We start from the raw sequence: 17,046 nt of genomic DNA, 5'->3' as shown, positions 1-17,046 counted from the left end.
GTTTGCACCGGGCAATGTTACCCAATTTGTGATGCGTTGAAACTCCCGCGACCTGTGGATAACCGCTCGTGCGCCGCGAAATGGCGGCCTACCGTGGGCATTGACGGATTCACGGGGTGAGGAGATCGGGTGCCGCGTCAGCCGGCCACGTGGCTGCACGTCAGCGCGTACCGGTATTTGCTGCGGCGCATCGAGGGCGCGTTGCTGGGCGAAGGTGTTGGGGTGGCCGGGTCGGGTCCGCGCCCGTATCCGGCGGCGCTGGTGCTCGGGTGCGTGGTCACCGCCATAACCGTGGCCGGCTGCGCGGTCCTGGCCCTGCTTCGACCCCATGCGGCGCTCGATCGCGAGCAGATCGTGGTGAGCCGGGAATCCGGCGCCCTCTTCGTCCGGGTGGGCGACGTCTGGCATCCGGTGCTCAACCTGGCCTCCGCCCGGCTCATCGCGGCGACCGCCGCCAACCCGCGGCCGGTCACCGAATCCGACCTGACCACCACCAAACGCGGCCCGCTGCTTGGCATTCCGGGCGCGCCACAATTTCTCGGCAGGCCGCTGTCCCCGGAGGATGTGGGTTGGTCGATATGCGCTAGTACCGGCGCTGGCACCACCACGGTCATCATCGGCCGCCGCTCCGAGGCCCCGGCGGTGCACCGGGTGCCCGAGGGCCAGGCGATGCTGGTGGCTCCCACCTCCGGTTCGCCGGCCTACCTGCTCTACAACGGCCACCGCGCGACAGTGGACCTCGACGATGCCGCCGTGGTGCGCGCGCTGCGTCTGGAAGGTCGTGCACCAACGCGCGTCTCACAGACATTGCTGAATGCCGTGCCGGAAGCGCCGCCGATCGCGCCGCCACGGATCCGCGGCCTGGGCGGCGCGACACCGAAAATGCCCGGATTTCCGGTGGGCAGTGTGCTTCGCATCACACGGGCCGACCGCGACGAGTATTACGCGGTGCTGGCCGCCGGAATGCAGCGCATCGGCCAGGTTGCCGCCGACCTCTTACGCTTCGGCAACCCGCAGGCAACGGCCCACGCCGTCACCGTCGCACCCGACGCGATCCGGGCCGCTCCCGTCGTCACCGAGCTACCGGTTGCCCTCTTCCCCGACCGGGCGCCGACGCTCGCGGCGCCCGCCGGCGCGTTGTGCGCGAGTCTTCAGGAGGCACGACCCGGCCAGGCCGATGTCGCATTTCTGGCCGAGAGCCGCCCGCCGGTGCCGGCCGGCCGGGCGCCGGTCATTTTGGCGCAGGCCGACGGTCCCGGCCCCGCGCTGGACGCCGTGTACGTGCCGCCCGGCCGCAGCGCCTACGTGCGGGCCGCCGACACGGCCGGCACCGGCTACCTGATCACCGACACCGGAGTCCGGTTCGCCGTTCACGACGACACGGCCGCGCGGGACCTCGGTCTTACCCAGGCGGGCCCCGCGCCGTGGCCGCTGCTCACGCTCCTGCCGGCCGGGCCGGAACTGAGCCGACAGAACGCCTCAATCGCACGCGATGCGGTCGCGGGCACGCCGTAGGCGACCCCTCACCGACGCTGTGGCCAGCACGACGGCCAGGGCCGTCAGGCAGACTGCCGCTCCCCGGAGCGCGGTGTCCCGGGCGCGCGAATCGCGCGATTGGACCGGCGGCGCCGCCGGGATCGGCACCGACGCCGGCGACGGGTCGGGATTGCTGCCGGGCGGATTCGTGCCGGTGCTGACCGCAGCAAGCGGGTCAATGGTGCCGTTCCCGACCAGGGGGTCCCATCCGGCGGCCGGATGACGCGCCGTGGTCTTGATGCGCTGCATCACCTGGCGGGCCGTCAACGCCGGGAAGCGGGCGCGGATCAGCGCGGCCAATCCGCTGACCACCGGGGCCGCATAGCTCGTGCCGGACACCGGCTCAGGCGCGAGCGAAGCCACCCCCTCACCGGGCGCGGCGACATCCACCCAGGGGCCGGCAAGGGTGAACGCCGACGGCGCCCCACCAGCATTCACCGAACCGACGGTCAGCACGTAGTCGTCGTACCAGGCGGGGCTGGCGACCACCGTGAGGTTCTGCCAGGTGGCGTCCGCCCGCTGCGGTGGACAACCTCCCGCACCGCCGGTGTTGCCGGCCGCGGCCACGATGACGGCATTCTTGACGTCGACGGCGTAGGCCAGTGCGGCGCCCAACGCGCGGTCGTCGGGCGCCGAAGCCGCCGACGCGCACGCAACCGACGAAATGTTGATCACCGACGCACCCAGATCGGCCGCGGTCCGAACGGCTTTCGCCAGAGTGTCGACGTCACCGACCCCGACACGGGACCGGTCGACGGTCGGGGCGAACTTCGCGCTGGACTGCCGAATGCTGATCAACGTGGCCTCCGGTGCCACCCCACTGAAGCTGTCGGACTTGGAGTCGGCTGTGGCCGCGATGATTCCAGCTACCAGCGTGCCGTGCGCATCGCAGTCCTGCGTGCCGTCGCCAGTGGATACGTAGTCGCCGCCGGGCACGACGTCGAGCAGCCGGCGATGTCGGGAAATCCCGGTGTCGATGACCGCGATCCGTTGCCCGGCGCCGCGGCTCAGTTGCCAGACCGCCGACAGGTCGCCCAGGCCCGCCGGCGGGTTGCGGACCGGTCCCGCGTCGACAGTCATCGACGCGCACACCTCGCGTTGCGCGGTCGGCCACGGGGGCGCTGGCAAGGCGGGCTTGGGCAACCAGCTGTCATCGACGTCCGGGGGCGAAACAGCCCGCGCCGTCGGCGTTCCGAACGCAAACGCCAGCGCCGACACCGCCAGCAGGCGGCCGGTGCGCGAGCAGATCATGTGAGGCTCAATCCCCGAACCGTCCCGTACAGTCCGCATATCCAGCAGGTCAACGGAACCATCGCGGCCAGCGCCAGCCACTCCAGCAATCCGACGCCTCGGCGGAAGACGGGAGAGGCGGGGCGTGCCGGGCCGACGAAGCCGAGGTACATCGCCACGGCGACCGAGATGGTCGTCGCCGTCGCGACCCAGGGGACGTGCACCGGTGCCCGCGAGGCGGCAACCCCGAAAGTCGTTGCGGCAATGATAATTCCGCTGACCGCAAACGCCAGCATTCTCTTCTTGTCGGCGGATCGGGAGCGCAACAGCAGCAACGCGCCGGTGAGGGCGCCGAACGCGTTGCACGCCAGGCGCGGTGCGCCGGCAAGGACGGTGACGACCGCCCCCGCCGTGGCCGACGCGGCCAACCCGGCAAGCAGGCCCGACAACCACCTGTCGGCGCGGACGGCCCGGCGGTGCACCTCCGCGCCGCCTGGTTCGATTCCGGCCGCGTCCGGTGTCCCCGGCCGGGGCGATAACCCCGCCAGCGCGATCGATGCGCGCGCCGCCACCCCGAGCAGGCCAACGGATACCAGCGAAGCCGCCGAAGCGATAACGGGCGGTGGCGCCGCACTGATCACCCCCACCAACCCGGCCACCGCGATGAGCGCGGCGCAGCACGACGCGGCGGTCAAAGTGACCACGCCGCAGCCCGATACGCGCATCGCCACCGCGGAGGTGACCCCCGCCGCCACCGCGGCCAGCAAGACATTGGGGGCACCGGGCACACCGGGCACCGCCACGAAGCCGGCAACACCTGCGAACGCGGTGGCGATCACACTCAACGTCAGCGCGGCGGTGCTGTCTCGATAGCCGCGGTGCGCCACGGCCGAAAGCCCGAGGGCGAGGGCTGCCGCCGACACCAGCACGGTGACCGTCGTGGCGACATCTCCGAGAGCGTTGGTGCCTAACGTGTTACGCGCGATGACCAGCCCTCCGACGCCGGTCAACACGATTGCCGCGGCCGCGCCGGTGAGCCGGACCGCGCGCCCGGGCGAGGCGTCTCCGCTCGTCTCGGTCGCCGCGTCGAGTGTGGCCGCCACGCCCTCCGCCACGTCGAAGTAGCGGGGTGCGGGCAGTGGGGTGCTGCACCGGCTCAGCACCAGCATCGCCCCGTCCCCGACACCTTGCTGCGCCAGCGTCATTGACGGATCCAGCCGGGACGCTCCGGGGACCGAAAGGCGGTAGCGCCCATTGTCGGGGTGGTCGACCTCGAGGATGTCGACGAGTGGCGGAATCAGAACGGCGACAGGGAGTCCGGCGGGCAGGGTCACATCGACGACGGTGGTGTCCCAGTACACCGAGACGCGTCGCAGCCCGGTATCGGATGCAGGCAACAGCGAACCCTTCGGTCGGATAGGGGAGAACTTAGCCAGGTCGCCAAGGCCCGGTATCCGGCTGTCCACAGGTGACTTGTCGTCGATGTCGGTGCTACCTACCGTCGTCGCACCGGGGAGGGATGAGATGACAGAGGCTTTGATCTCGGCGCTACCGCAGGCTGCGAATGCCGACATCGTTGTCGACGCGCCACCGGAGCTACCACCTCGCGCCTCGCCGGCCATGCTGGCGCGGCTGGCACCGGTGGTGCTCTCCCTGATGTGCATGGGCGTCATGGCCGCGGCGTTCACCGCCGGGACGGGTGTGACCCGCAACCCCATGTTTCTGGCATTCCCGGTGATGATGCTGGTTTCGACCGTGGTGACGGGCCTGACCGGTCGTGCCCGCCGGCATGGCGGTGGGGTCGATGCAGACCGCGATCATTATCTCGAATACCTGAGCGGGCTGAGTGCCAGCGTATCCGAAGTTGCCGTGGCACAGCGCAGTTCATCGACCAGGCGCCATCCCGATCCCGACACGCTTTGGACGTTGATCGGCGGCCCACGGATGTGGGAGCGGCGACCAACCGACGCGGACTTCGGCGTCGTCCGGGTGGGCATGGGGTCCCAGCCGCTCAACCGCAGACTGGTCGCCCCGGAGCTTCCGCCCGACGGGTTCCGCGACCCGGTCACCGCCGCGGCACTGCGCCGCTTCCTGCACACGCATTCGACGGTCCACGCCCCGGTCGCGATCGGCCTACCCGCCGGCACGGTCGTGGCGATCGACGGCGATCCGGGCAAAGTGCGCGGGCTCCTGCGCGCGGTGATCTGCCAACTCGCCGTGCTGCATGGGCCCGATCAGGTGCTGATCACCGCCGCCGTCGATGATCAGCGCCGCGTTCACTGGGAGTGGCTGAAATGGCTGCCGCACAACCAACATCCGATCGATACCGATGAGGCGGGCCGGGTACGGATGATCTATTCGAGCGCGGCAGCGGCACGGCATGCGCTCGCCGCGGCGCAGGGACGGAACCTGTTGGTGCTCACCGATCTTTCCGATGCCGTCGATCCGATCGTCGGCGCGGCCACCATCGGGGTCGGCACCGGCCGCGATGGCGCACCGCTGACCATCCGGACGGCCGGTCAACCCGCACCGGGATGGCGTCCCGACGTGATGGCGCCCGTCGACGCGCTGATCTGCGCGCGCCGGCTGGCCGGGTACCACGCGCGCACGGACCGCCCGGGAGGCTCTGACCCCGGTTGGCCGGAGCTGGCCGGGCTTTGCAGCCTGGACCGCTTCGACGCGGCCACCCTGTGGCGTCGCCAACGTCGCCGCGACCGACTTCGCGTACCGATCGGAACCACCGTTGCGGGTGCCCCGGTCGAGCTGGACATCAAAGAGCCGGCCGAAGGTGGAATGGGCCCGCACGGGCTCTGCATCGGCGCCACCGGGTCGGGCAAGTCGGAGCTGTTGCGCACCATCGCGTTGGGCATGATGGCCCATAACTCGCCGGCGGCGCTCAACCTGCTGCTTGTCGACTTCAAGGGCGGTGCAACGTTTCTCGACTATGCGCACGCCCCACACGTGGCGGCGGTGATCACCAACCTTGCCGACGACGCGCCGCTGGTGGCCCGGATGCGCGATGCCCTGGCCGGTGAGATGAACCGTCGCCAGCAGCTGCTGCGGGCAGCGGGCCGCGTCAGCGTCGCGGCATACGAACGAGCGCGCGGGGTCGCTGCGTTGCCACCGCTGCCCACGCTGTTCATCATCGTCGATGAGTTCTCCGAATTGCTCAGCCAGCATGCCGATTTCGCCGACATGTTCGTTGCGATCGGCCGGCTCGGCCGCTCGCTGGGCATGCACCTGCTGCTGGCCAGTCAACGTCTCGATGAGGGCCGGCTACGCGGACTGGAAGCCCACCTGTCCTACCGCATCTGTCTGAAAACGCTATCCGCCGGCGAATCCCAGGCCACACTGGGGAATCTCGACGCCTACCGACTGCCGAGCACCCCTGGCGCCGGCTTCTTACGCAGCAGCGGTGACGAACCGATTCGCTTCCAGGCCGCCTCGGTGTCGGCCCCGCTGCCGGTGGACACACCCGGAAGTGCGCCGGCTGTGACAGCGCGTTCGGTGCGCGTGTTCAGCAGCTGGGTAACCGGGGCGATCACTCCGGCCGTCGAGGTGAGCGGGACACCCGAACGGACCATCTCGCACGCCGTACTGGACCGGCTGTGTGGTCAGGGGCCGCCCGCGCATCGGGTTTGGCTGCCCCCGCTCGGGGCGGCGCCGGCGCTGCGCACCGTGCTGGCCGACGCTGACTGCACGCCGGGAGGCCTGGCAGTCCCCATTGGCGTTGTCGACCGGCCATTCGATCAGTGCCGGACGCCGCTGACGATCGATATGTCCGGCGCGGCAGGCAATGTGGCTGTCATCGGCGCACCCCAATCGGGCAAGTCGACGGCGCTGCGCACGCTCATCACCGCCCTGGCCGCCACGCATGACCCCGGCCAGGTGCAGTTCTACTGCCTGGATTTCGGAGGCGGGGCACTGTCGGCGGTGCACACGCTGCCGCATGTGGGTGCCGTTGCGGGGCGCGCGGAACCGCGTCTCGCCGAACGGATGGTCGCCGTATGCGAGTCGGTCGTTCTTCGCCGCGAAGCCGTGTTCCGCGAGCATGGCATCGCGTCGGCCGCTCAGTACCGCCAGTGGCGCAGGGACATCGATGCATCCGATGATCCGTTCGGTGACGTGTTCCTCGTCATCGATGGCTGGGCGGGCGTGCGTCAAGAAGGGGAGGCGCTGGAGGAGTCGATCACAACGCTGGCGGCTCAAGGACTTTCGTTCGGCGTTCACGTGGTTTTGTCGGCAACGCGGTGGGCCGAGGTGCGGCCCGCGCTGAGGGATCAGATCGGCTCTCGCATCGAGTTGCGGCTGGGCGACCCCGCGGACTCCGAAATCGACCGCAGGGCAGCGCAACACGTGCCGCGTGACAGGCCGGGCCGTGGCCTTTCCCGTGAGGGTCTGCACATGGTGATCGCCTCGCCCACCGCCGAGGTGTCCGCCGGTGGACCGGTCGCTCCGCCGATACCGGTGCTGCCGATGCACGTGGATCGCGAGGCCTTGGTGGACAGGGTGAGCGCCGAGTTGGGCACGCGGATGCTGCTCGGCCTACGAGAGCGCGGACTGCGCTCGATGGCAATCGATTTCGAGCACCATTCGCATCTTCTCGTCCTCGGCGACAACGAGTGTGGCAAGACCGCGACGCTGCGGACGCTGTGCCGAGAAATCGTCCGGACGAAGACGGCCGGGCAAGCTCGGCTGTCGATCGTCGACTTTCGGCGCGCACTGCTCGGCGTCGTCGAGTCGCAACACCTCGGCGGTTACGCCATGTCGCCCGCCGAGCTGGCGGCAATGTTGCCCGACCTGCTCGAGTCTTTGCAGGCGCGGATGCCACCGCCCGGCGCCAGCCAGGCCCAGTTGCGCAGCGGCTCCTGGTGGTCTGGACCGGACCTCTATGTCATCGTCGACGACTACGACCTGGTTGCGACCCCGGCGGGCAATGCGTTGACACCGATCGTCGAATTCCTGCCTTATGCAAAAGATTTGGGATTGCACCTGGTCATAGCCCGCCGCACCGGTGGAGTCGAGCGCGCGATGTTCGAGCCACTGCTGGCGAGCCTGCGCGACTTCGGTTGCATGTCGCTGATGATGAGCGGATGTCCGGCCGAGGGCGGATCGTTCGGCTCGACCCGGCCGGTCCGATTGCCGCCGGGCCGCGGCCTCCTGACCACCCGCGGCGGTGACGAAGAACTTGTCCAGGTTGCCTGGAGCCCACCATGATCCAGCACTCGGCGATCGTCGAAGCCGGGCCCGGCACGATCCGGCGGTTGTGTTGCGCCCCAAGCACCGACGCCGATGCGGCGGACCTCAGCCAAACGGCGCTGGACGCCATCGACGACCCGGTGGCGCTGGTCGGGGATCGGCCGATGGCCGTCGACGCGTTGTGGGAGGCCGCGCTGCGAGCGGCAACGCGCGGGCACTGCGACGGCATGGTCGTCATCCATCCGTCGTGGTGGCCGGCGTCGCGCGCGGGTGTGGTGAGCGCCGCCGCCGCCGCGGTAGCGGGTGAGACGCGGACGCGATCCTCGCTGCTGACGCGGGCGTCCCGGACCGAACCGGATGCGACGACAGTGGTCGAGATCGCCGAGCGGCTGGTCGCGATCATCGCGAACACGGTCACCGCCATCCCGCGCAACGCCGAACCGCAGTCCGTCGCCCGCGACGTTGCGGGCGTCGTCGCCGCGATGGCGCCCGCAGCCGTGCTGATCGACACACCGGGCACCGTCGCCGGTGCGTCCGCGCTGGCGGCGCTGATCGCCGACGCGGTGCGCAAAGGCGGGCAGCAGGCCCCGGACATCCTCGAAATCAACGACTTTCGGTTCGCCCGCCTGGCCGGGCCGGCCTACCCGGCAACCGCCGCGCTGTCGGGTCCGGTCGCCACCGCACCGGCCGGTGCCGTCCGATCGCACGGTCGGAGGCTGAGCGGACTCGCGGCGGCTGCCATCGTCGTGGCTGCGGCGGCACCCACCGCAGTGACGACGGGCCGACCCGCTGCGGTCCCACCGAAACCGGTGGAAACCGCGCCCACGACGTTTCTGGTGGAAGGCCGGGTGACGCTGTCGGTACCCGCGACTTGGTCGGCGCAACGGGTGGTCAGCGGCCCGGGCTCGGCCCGGGTGCAGGTCACGTCGCCGGCCGACCCCGAAGTGGCGTTGCACATCACCCAGTCACCGGTCGCCGGTGAGACGCTGAGCGCCGCCGCCGAGCGGTTGAAGCGCGCGATCGACGCCGAGTCCACCGGGGTGTTTGTCGACTTCAACCCGTCCGGAACCAGCGCCGGCCGACCGGCGGTGACCTACCGCGAAGTGCGCCCGGGCCATCACGTGCGCTGGACCGTGCTGCTGGACGGTCCGGTCCGGATCAGCATCGGTTGCCAGAGCCGGGCCGGTGACGAAGACGCCGTTCGCGATGCCTGCGAGCAGGCGGTGCGATCCGCCCACGCGATCGGATGAAAATTCGGTGGAACCGATCGACGGCCGCGGGGGTCGTAGTTGGTATGGCTGCATCGAACACATTGAGCACAGACTTCGACCTGATGCGGTCGGTGGCGGCTACCACCGACGCCCGCAACGAGGAACTCAGGGCCATGCTGCAGGCGTTCGTCGGCCGCATGAACGGCGTACCGCCGTCGGCGTGGGGTGGGCTCGCGGCCGCGCGCTTCAAAGACGTGATCGATCGCTGGAACGCGGAGTCGCTGAGGCTCTACCACGCCCTGAACACCATCGCCGACACCATCCGGCACAACGCAGCCGCTTTGCAGGAGGCCGGGCAGAACCATGCCCACCGCATCGGCGCCGCCAGCGGAAACCTGTGACGAGAGAGGATCCCAGTGGACCCGGTGCTTTCCTATGACTTCGGCGAAATCGAACATTCGGTGCGTCAGGAAATCCACGCCACGTCGACCCGCTTCAACGCCGCGCTGGACGAGCTGAGATCCCAAATCGACCCGCTGCGGCAGCTCTGGACCAGCGAAGCGGCCGCCGCCTACCAGGCCGAGCAGCTGAGATGGCACCAGTCGGCGGCCGCGCTCAACGAGATACTGGCCGAGCTGGGAAATGCCGTACGCGACGGCGCGCAAGAGGTGGCCGACGCCGACCGCCGGGCGGCCGGGGTGTGGGCGCGGTAGCGGCCGATTGGGCACCGCGCGGCCCCGGCCGCGCCGTGAGACCTGTGTGGTCCTGACGGGGGAGAGCCGTCGGGACCACACAGTCATTTTGACCTGCGGGGATGGCGGTCGGTAAGCTGCTCCGTTGGCGTGCGGTGCGCCGGGGCCTCGGGTCAATGTCGGTCGCCGAGACCAAGCCCTGCCGCGAACGCCTGACCGGCCCCCGGGTCACCCGGGATCCACCTCGAGAAGAAGAGAAGGTAAGCGCTGTGCCTACGTACACGCCAAAGGCGGGTGACACCACGAGGTCGTGGCACGTCATCGACGCCACGGACGTGGTGCTTGGCCGCCTTGCCGTCGCGGCAGCCACCCTGCTGCGCGGCAAGCACAAGCCGACGTTCACCCCCAATGTCGACGGTGGTGACTTCGTCATCGTCATCAACGCCGACAAGGTCGCCTTCAGCGGCCAGAAGCTGGACAAGAAGCTGGCTTACCGCCACTCGGGGTATCCCGGCGGTCTGAGCAGCCGAACCATGCGCGAGCTGATGGACAAGCACCCCGACCGGGTCGTGGAGGACGCGATCATCGGCATGCTGCCCAAGAACAAGCTGGCCCGGCAGATCGCGCGCAAGCTGCACGTTTACGCCGGCCCGACGCACCCCCACGCCGCACAACAGCCCGTTCCGTACGAGATCAAGCAGGTGGCCCAGTGACCGAAACGACCGAGGCCCCGGAGAACCCGGACACCCCAGAAGTCGCAGAGACCGTCGAGGAAACCGTGGCCGCGGCCGAGGTGACCGAAGCCTCGGTGGAGCCCGCCGAGGCCGCCGCGCCCGCCGAGTCCTTCGTGTTCGACCGGCCCATCCAGACCGTCGGCCGCCGCAAGGAGGCCGTGGTGCGGGTGCGCCTGGTGCCCGGCACCGGCAAGTTCAACCTGAACGGCCGCACCCTGGAGGGCTACTTCCCCAACAAGGTGCACCAGCAGCTCATCAAGGCCCCGCTGGTCACCGTCGACCGGGTGGACAGCTTCGACATCTACGCCCTGCTGCACGGCGGCGGCCCCTCGGGGCAGGCCGGCGCGCTGCGCCTGGGCATCGCGCGGGCGCTGATCCTGGCCCAGCCCGAGGACCGGCCCCCGCTGAAGAAGGCCGGCTTCCTCACCCGTGACCCGCGTGCCACCGAGCGCAAAAAGTACGGCCTGAAGAAGGCCCGTAAGGCGCCTCAGTACAGCAAGCGCTGATCAGCCGTCGCTGTCCGGCCACAACTTGGCATCGTGGTGCACAAGTTGTGGCCGGTTGCGGCGTGTCTGCGCCCCGACGCGGCCCGTTTCGTCGACAAAGGAACGGGCACGTTAGGTGCTAGCCCGACAACTGTGAGAGGTTTGGTCGCATGGGTCGACTATTCGGCACCGACGGTGTCCGTGGGGTCGCCAATCGCGAGCTGACCGCCGAGCTGGCGCTGGCGCTGGGTTCCGCGGCGGCGCGGCATTTGGCGAGCGCCCCGGCACCGGGCCGGCGCGTCGCGGTGATCGGCCGCGATCCGCGGGCCAGTGGCGAAATGCTGGAGGCCGCGGTGATCGCCGGGCTGACCAGCCAGGGCGTCGACGCGCTGCGCGTCGGGGTGCTGCCCACCCCGGCGGTCGCCTACCTGACCGGTGCCTACGACGCCGACTTCGGCGTGATGATCTCCGCGTCGCACAACCCGATGCCCGACAACGGCATCAAGATCTTCGGCCCCGGCGGCCGCAAGCTCGACGACGGCACCGAGGACCAGATCGAGGCGCTGCTCGCCATCGATCCCGGGTTGCGTCCGGTCGGCGCCGGGATCGGGCGGGTCATCGACGCCGAGGACGCGGCCGACCGCTATCTGCGCCACCTGAGCAAGGCCAGCACCCTGCGCCTCGACGGGTTGACCGTGGTGGTGGACTGCGCCCACGGCGCGGCCTCCGCGGTGGCCCCGCGCGCCTACCGCGCCGCCGGCGCCCGGGTGATCGCGATCAACGCCGAACCCAACGGGCTCAACATCAACGACAACTGCGGGTCGACGCATCTGGACTCGCTGCGCGCGGCGGTCATCGCGCACCGCGCCGACCTGGGCCTGGCCCACGACGGGGACGCCGACCGCTGCCTGGCCATCGACGCCAATGGCAACCTGGTCGACGGCGACCACATCATGGTCGTGCTCGCGCTGGCTATGCACGAGGCCGACGAGCTGGCATCCAAGACCTTGGTCACCACAGTGATGAGCAACCTGGGGCTGCACTTGGCCATGCGTTCGGCCGGAATCGAGGTGCGCACCACCGGGGTTGGCGACCGCTACGTCGTGGAGGAGCTGCGGGCCGGCGACTACAGCCTGGGCGGCGAACAGTCCGGGCACATCGTGATGCCGGCGCTGGGCTCGACCGGCGACGGCATCGTCACGGGCCTGCGGCTGATGAACCGCATGGTGCAGACCGGCTCGACGCTGGCCGAACTGGCCTCGGCGATGCAGACGCTGCCGCAGGTACTGATCAACGTGACCGTCGCCGACAAGGACACCGCCGCGACCGCGCCCGCGGTGCGCAGCGCCGTCGGGCAGGCCGAGGCCGAACTCGGCGACACCGGCCGAATCCTGTTGCGCCCGTCGGGAACCGAGCCGATGATCCGCGTCATGGTGGAAGCGCCCGAAAAGGACATCGCCGCGCGCATCGCCGCCCGCGTCGCCGACGCGGTCAGCGGCGCGCTGTAGATCGCCTAACCCACCGGAACCCCGCCACGCCCGCGGGCGTCGGATAAGGCATGAAATCCGTTGGGGGAACACGCCCGGTAGCCATCGCCCGCACGCAGATCGACGCGCCGGCGGCGCAGCGGGTGGCTAATCAATTCGCCATGGCGGCCGAGTTCATCGACCGCGCGGTGAGCGACCACCTGTCCAGGCTGGCTTTCGGCGGAGCGAGCGCCGGCCGCGCACACACCGCGCGCGGCGACGCGCTGCGCATCGAATTCGAGCGGCTGGTGGCGCAGGTGTCGCAATGGTCGCGCGCGTCGACCGAGATCGCCGCCGCCCTGCGGTCCAGCGCCGAGCGCTACGCCGCCGCCGAACTGTATGCCGCGGTGCGGATCGCCTAGCCGATGGCCGAGCGATTGGACGTGGCCGCGCGCCTTGACGAGGGCCGGACGGCCGTCGAACACACCCAGGCCTACGTGCAGGCCTGTCAGGCGCTCGGCTACCAAAACCCGGATCTGACAACGTATCCCGCGCAGATCCGCGAATGGTATGCCGGTGAGGACGGCCTGGACCTGCGTGCGCTGGATCGCGACTGTGCGGAGTTGCGGGCGGCGGGCGTGGTGGCGGCCGAGGCGCTGCGGATGCAGCGCGCCCAGGTGGCCGAGCTGGCGGCGGCGTGGACGGGTCCGGGCGGGGACGCCGCGGTGCAACTGTTGCAGCGGCATTGCGACAGCGCGGACGCGCTGGCCACCGAACTGCGCGCGGCGGCGCAACGGTGCGAATCCCTGCGTGACAACCTGTGGTACCTGGTCGACTCGAAGGTCGCGACCGCCATCGCCGTCGACGACGGCACCCAGGCGCAACGGCCGGCATGGCTGGCGGCCGCGGCCGCGGTGATGGCCGGGGACCGGGACGACGCCGCGGACGTGGTGCGCCGGCAGGTAATGCCACACGTGGACAACGACATTCACAATGATTGGTTGACCGCGATGCGGTCCGCCTCGGACGGGGTCGAGACGTCCTACGCCATGGTCATCGACAAGATGGCCGCGGTGCCGACGGCGCGCTTCGAGTTTCCCGGTGACCTTGGGGCGGGCGTGGTACCGATGCAGCTCGCCCCGCCGGTGTCCGCCGCGCCCGAACCGCGGGTGGATCCGGCGCCCGCCCCGCCGGCGGATCCGGCGCCGACGCTGACGGCCGCCGCGCCCGCCGCGGTCTCCGCCACACCCGATCCGGTGACTCCGGCCCCGCCGCCGGCCGCCGCCCCGGGGCCTCCCGCGGACTGGGGAGCCGCGCTCGGTGACGGCCTGGGCATGCCGGCGGGCGATCTGGGTGGGTTCGGCGATAGCGGTCTGGGTGGCGGACTCGGTAGCGGCGGTGGGCTTCTCGGGCTGGCCGGCCGGATCGTCGACGCGGTGGGCGGGTTGATCGGATCCGCCGGTGACGGCCTGGGGGGTGCGGACCCCTTCAACGACGACGCCAGCGCCTTCGACGAAAAACCGTTCCACACAGACGATCCCGAAGACGGCGGCGACGTCACCGACGACAAGGCCGTCGACGGGTCCGACGATCCCGCCACCACCGACCAGCCCGACGACCCCGCCACAGCAGACCAGGCCCAGCGGGTCGGCGAACCTGAGCCGAACCAGCCCGACGAGTCGATCCAATCCGTCGGCGGCCCACCACCGACCGACGTGCCACCCGCCGACGCACCGCCGGCCGACGCGCCGCCCGCCGCTCCCGCCGCCGAGCCGGCCCCCGCGGCCGGCCAGGGATCGACGCCGTGCGAGATTGCCGCGGACCAGCTTCCGCAGGCGGGGCAGTGACCGCTCAGGGCTGCAGCTTGAGAGCTTCCTCGACGAAGCGGACGGATTCGGCGGGGTCGGCGGCCAACGGGTTCACCAACAGGGTGGTCACCCCCGCCTCGGCGAACGCGGCCATGCGTTCGGCGACGTACCCGGCAGGGCCGATCAGCGACATGCCCCGCACCAGCTCGTCGGGCACCGCATCGATGGCCTCCTGCTTGCGGCCGGACAGGTACAGCTCCTGGATGCGGTCCGCGACCTCGCCGAACCCATACCGCGTCGCCAAATTATGGTAGAAATTGCGGCCTTTGGCGCCCATGCCGCCGATGTACAGCCCCAGCTGCGGCTTGACCCACGCCAGCCGCTCGTCGACGTCGTCCCCGATGGCCAACGAGGCGTGCACCATCACGTCGAGCGGCCCCAGTGCGGGATCGCGTTTGGCGGCGCCTGCCGCGAGGGCGTCGCCCCAGATCGACGCCGCCTTGTCCGGAATGTAGAAAACGGGCTGCCAGCCCTCGGCGATCTCGGCGGTGAGCTCGACATTCTTGGGTCCCAGCGCGGCGATGCTGACCGGAATGCGTTCGCGCACAGGGTGATTGATAAGCTGCAGCGGCTTACCCAACCCCATCCCGCGATCGGCGGGCAGGGGCAGCCGGTAGTACTTGCCGTCGTACTGCACGCGTTCGCGGCGCCACACCTTACGGCAGATCTCCACGATCTCGCGGGTGCGGCCGATCGGGGCGCCGAACGGCACGCCGTGAAACCCCTCGATCACCTGCGGCCCGGAGGTGCCGATGCCGAGGCGGAATCGCCCGCCGGACACGTAATCCAGCCCCGCGGCCGTCATCGCCAGCAGCGACGGCGTGCGGATGTAGATGGGCAGCACCCCGGACGCCAACTCGACGGTGTTCGTCTTGGCGGCCAGATAGCCCAGCTGGCTGATGGCGTCGAAGGCATACGCCTCGGCCACCACCACGACCTCGATGCCCGACTTCTCCAGTTCGACCACGCGGTCGACGGCTTCGTGGAAGCCACCCGAATAGTTCAGAGCGATCCCGATTCGCATCACAGACACTTACCACGCCGCCGCGCGGGCCCGGGACCGTCAGCCCGCCGACGTGCCCGTCCAGTACTCCGCGAACCGCTGGCCGTCGGCGGCGAGGCGAAGGATGTCATTGCCGGTGAACGAGACCGGGCCGTCCGGACTAAGGCCGGTGCCCACCCAGCGCCCGGCGACCAGGTCGCCGTCGGACAGCGGCCCGTGCACCTCCCGGTCGGGCCAGTGGCCCACGAAGTCGTCGGTGACGATCTCGGCCGCGATGGGCTGGCCGTCCCACAGCTCGATGATCCAGCGGTCGTAGAGCGCTCGCACGGTCGACATACTGGGCAACTACCCCTTCAGCCATGCCACCTCACTTCAGGAGGGCGACGATCTTGTCTTCCAGCGGAATCGCTTCGGCCTCGGGGTCGATCGCATCCGTGCCGGGCAGGTGCGCCTGCGGATCGGCGAAGTCGCGATACGTCTTGTCGCCGCCGAGGGTGTAGAGCAGATAGCCGGTCAGCAGTGCGCGAACCGACCGCTGGGTGCGCCGGTGCGGCCCGGCCAGACCCAGCACCTTGGTCAGCCGCCGGCCCTCGACCAGCCCACCGGATTCGGCCTTGCTGACGATGCGCAGCGTCGCCGCGTCCCACACGTCGGCCAGCGCCAACGCGTTGGAGTTCAGTGTTTTCGGATCGCCCGGCGCGGTGAAGATCACCCCGGGAACCTTCAGCGTCGCGGCCGGCTGCTGCGCCGGCGGGCTGGTGGCGCTGGGGAAAAGCGCCGCGACCGCGGCGGGCTTGGCCGGCATTCCGGCCGCGGCGAACACCGCCGCCGAGCCACCGAAGCCGTGACCGACCACACCCAGCTTGGCGGGATGCACGCTGATCTTGCCGGGGCCCAGCCGCACGCCCGACACGATGTCCAGGGCGGTGCCGAGATCGAAGGCGAAGTTCAGCACCGACGGGGCCAGGCCGCGCTGGGTGTCGGGTGCGCCGGCCACGATGCCCCACGACGCCAGATGTTCGAGCAAGTTCGCATACCGGGCGGTGCCGGCGAGCCAATCGTGGCCGAACGCCACGCCGGGCAGATTGAGCCCCTCCTCGGGGGTGTACACCACTCCGGGTAGCCCGGCAAAGGCCAGGTCACCCCGCAAAACTCGATGCGGACCACGGCGGCTGAGAGCTGCGACGAGCTTGCGGGTGCGGGCCACGCGTCGACGTTAGCGCATCGCAAACGGGCGCCGGGGGAGAAGGAACGCCCGCCCGGGCTTCCGCGCCCTTGCTAGGCCCTGACCTCGATGACACCCACCCGCCACAGCGCCGCATAGAGCTGGTGCAGCGCGCCGGACAGCAGCTGGGTGGTCATGTCCATCAAGGGGTTTCCGGAGCCGGTCGCCGCCCGCGGGCGCGGCTTGCCCGTCTGCCGCGGTGCCGGTGCCAACGGGGCGGGCACCACGTCGATGTAGCGAACTGCGGTCATGATTGCCTCCTCATGGCGCCTGATGGGCGGTCCGAAAAGTTACGCATCTCAATACGACCCGTTGCACAATTCCCGGTTAACAACTACTGACGACTGAATTCATGGCTCGGCTAAAAGCGTGGTCCCAGGTAGCCAGAATACTTGGC

16 protein-coding genes are annotated in these 17,046 nt (G+C 70.2%); 10 read left to right on the top strand and 6 right to left on the bottom strand.

The window, feature by feature from the left end; translation table 11 throughout:
• Positions 1 to 129 precede the first annotated feature (129 nt).
• Positions 130 to 1,515, top strand: coding sequence for a type VII secretion protein EccB (gene eccB / locus G6N50_RS15225; protein ID WP_083093438.1), 1,386 nt, complete (start codon positions 130 to 132; stop codon positions 1,513 to 1,515).
• Here eccB and mycP read toward each other — a convergent pair.
• Both mycP and eccD read right to left on the bottom strand, forming a co-directional pair.
• Complete coding sequence (gene mycP, locus G6N50_RS15220) at positions 1,480 to 2,787, bottom strand: type VII secretion-associated serine protease mycosin (protein ID WP_083093440.1); 1,308 nt, start codon at positions 2,785 to 2,787, stop codon at positions 1,480 to 1,482. The two genes, eccB and mycP, sit on opposite strands and share 36 nt — an antisense overlap.
• The gene (gene eccD / locus G6N50_RS15215) at positions 2,784 to 4,163 is read right to left on the bottom strand and encodes a type VII secretion integral membrane protein EccD (protein ID WP_232068763.1); all 1,380 of its coding nucleotides are present in this window, start codon (positions 4,161 to 4,163) and stop codon (positions 2,784 to 2,786) included. Before eccD ends, mycP begins: the two co-directional genes overlap by 4 nt.
• A 127-nt stretch (positions 4,164 to 4,290) precedes the next feature.
• Between eccD and eccCb the strand changes: the two genes are divergently transcribed.
• The 9 genes from eccCb to G6N50_RS15170 all read left to right on the top strand — a co-directional run bounded on the left by eccCb (position 4,291) and on the right by G6N50_RS15170 (position 14,400).
• Positions 4,291 to 7,983: a type VII secretion protein EccCb gene (gene eccCb / locus G6N50_RS15210; protein ID WP_083093444.1), complete on the top strand. Its 3,693-nt coding sequence runs from the start codon at positions 4,291 to 4,293 to the stop codon at positions 7,981 to 7,983.
• Complete coding sequence (locus G6N50_RS15205; protein ID WP_083093446.1) at positions 7,980 to 9,215, top strand: type VII secretion-associated protein; 1,236 nt, start codon at positions 7,980 to 7,982, stop codon at positions 9,213 to 9,215. The genes eccCb and G6N50_RS15205 overlap by 4 nt, the downstream gene beginning before the upstream one ends.
• Positions 9,216 to 9,259: 44 nt before the next feature.
• Entirely contained in the window at positions 9,260 to 9,577 is a 318-nt protein-coding gene (locus G6N50_RS15200) for a WXG100 family type VII secretion target (protein ID WP_083093448.1), read from the top strand.
• Positions 9,578 to 9,586: 9 nt separating this feature from the next.
• Complete coding sequence (locus G6N50_RS15195) at positions 9,587 to 9,889, top strand: WXG100 family type VII secretion target (RefSeq protein ID WP_142275444.1); 303 nt, start codon at positions 9,587 to 9,589, stop codon at positions 9,887 to 9,889.
• Positions 9,890 to 10,137: 248 nt separating this feature from the next.
• Positions 10,138 to 10,581, top strand: a complete 444-nt coding sequence (gene rplM / locus G6N50_RS15190; RefSeq protein ID WP_083093571.1) for a 50S ribosomal protein L13 — start codon at positions 10,138 to 10,140, stop codon at positions 10,579 to 10,581.
• An 80-nt stretch (positions 10,582 to 10,661) separates the two neighbouring features.
• Positions 10,662 to 11,108: a 30S ribosomal protein S9 gene (gene rpsI, locus G6N50_RS15185; protein WP_163650969.1), complete on the top strand. Its 447-nt coding sequence runs from the start codon at positions 10,662 to 10,664 to the stop codon at positions 11,106 to 11,108.
• Positions 11,109 to 11,257: 149 nt separating this feature from the next.
• On the top strand, positions 11,258 to 12,595 hold the full coding sequence (gene glmM / locus G6N50_RS15180; RefSeq protein WP_083093458.1) for a phosphoglucosamine mutase: 1,338 nt from the start codon (positions 11,258 to 11,260) through the stop codon (positions 12,593 to 12,595).
• Between the two features lie 50 nt (positions 12,596 to 12,645).
• The gene (locus tag G6N50_RS15175) at positions 12,646 to 12,975 is read left to right on the top strand and encodes a type VII secretion target (protein WP_083093460.1); all 330 of its coding nucleotides are present in this window, start codon (positions 12,646 to 12,648) and stop codon (positions 12,973 to 12,975) included.
• 3 nt (positions 12,976 to 12,978) lie between these two features.
• A complete protein-coding gene (locus G6N50_RS15170) occupies positions 12,979 to 14,400 on the top strand; it encodes a hypothetical protein (protein ID WP_163650858.1) in 1,422 nt (473 codons plus the stop codon).
• 4 nt (positions 14,401 to 14,404) lie between these two features.
• Here the strand turns inward: G6N50_RS15170 and G6N50_RS15165 are convergent, their stop codons facing one another.
• From G6N50_RS15165 to G6N50_RS15150, 4 genes are all read right to left on the bottom strand, one after another.
• Positions 14,405 to 15,445, bottom strand: coding sequence for an LLM class F420-dependent oxidoreductase (locus G6N50_RS15165; protein WP_083093573.1), 1,041 nt, complete (start codon positions 15,443 to 15,445; stop codon positions 14,405 to 14,407).
• Positions 15,446 to 15,484: 39 nt separating this feature from the next.
• A complete protein-coding gene (locus tag G6N50_RS15160; RefSeq protein ID WP_083093464.1) occupies positions 15,485 to 15,760 on the bottom strand; it encodes a nuclear transport factor 2 family protein in 276 nt (91 codons plus the stop codon).
• A 31-nt stretch (positions 15,761 to 15,791) separates the two neighbouring features.
• A complete protein-coding gene (locus G6N50_RS15155) occupies positions 15,792 to 16,631 on the bottom strand; it encodes a dienelactone hydrolase family protein (RefSeq protein ID WP_083093466.1) in 840 nt (279 codons plus the stop codon).
• Positions 16,632 to 16,702: 71 nt separating this feature from the next.
• Positions 16,703 to 16,900, bottom strand: a complete 198-nt coding sequence (locus G6N50_RS15150) for an Rv1535 family protein (RefSeq protein WP_083093468.1) — start codon at positions 16,898 to 16,900, stop codon at positions 16,703 to 16,705.
• Between the last annotated feature and the right edge of the window lie 146 nt (positions 16,901 to 17,046).

This window comes from Mycobacterium mantenii (assembly GCF_010731775.1).
Lineage (GTDB): Bacteria > Actinomycetota > Actinomycetes > Mycobacteriales > Mycobacteriaceae > Mycobacterium > Mycobacterium mantenii.
The sequence above is the reverse complement of the archived record's forward strand: the minus strand, read 5'-3'. Positions and strand labels throughout refer to the sequence as shown.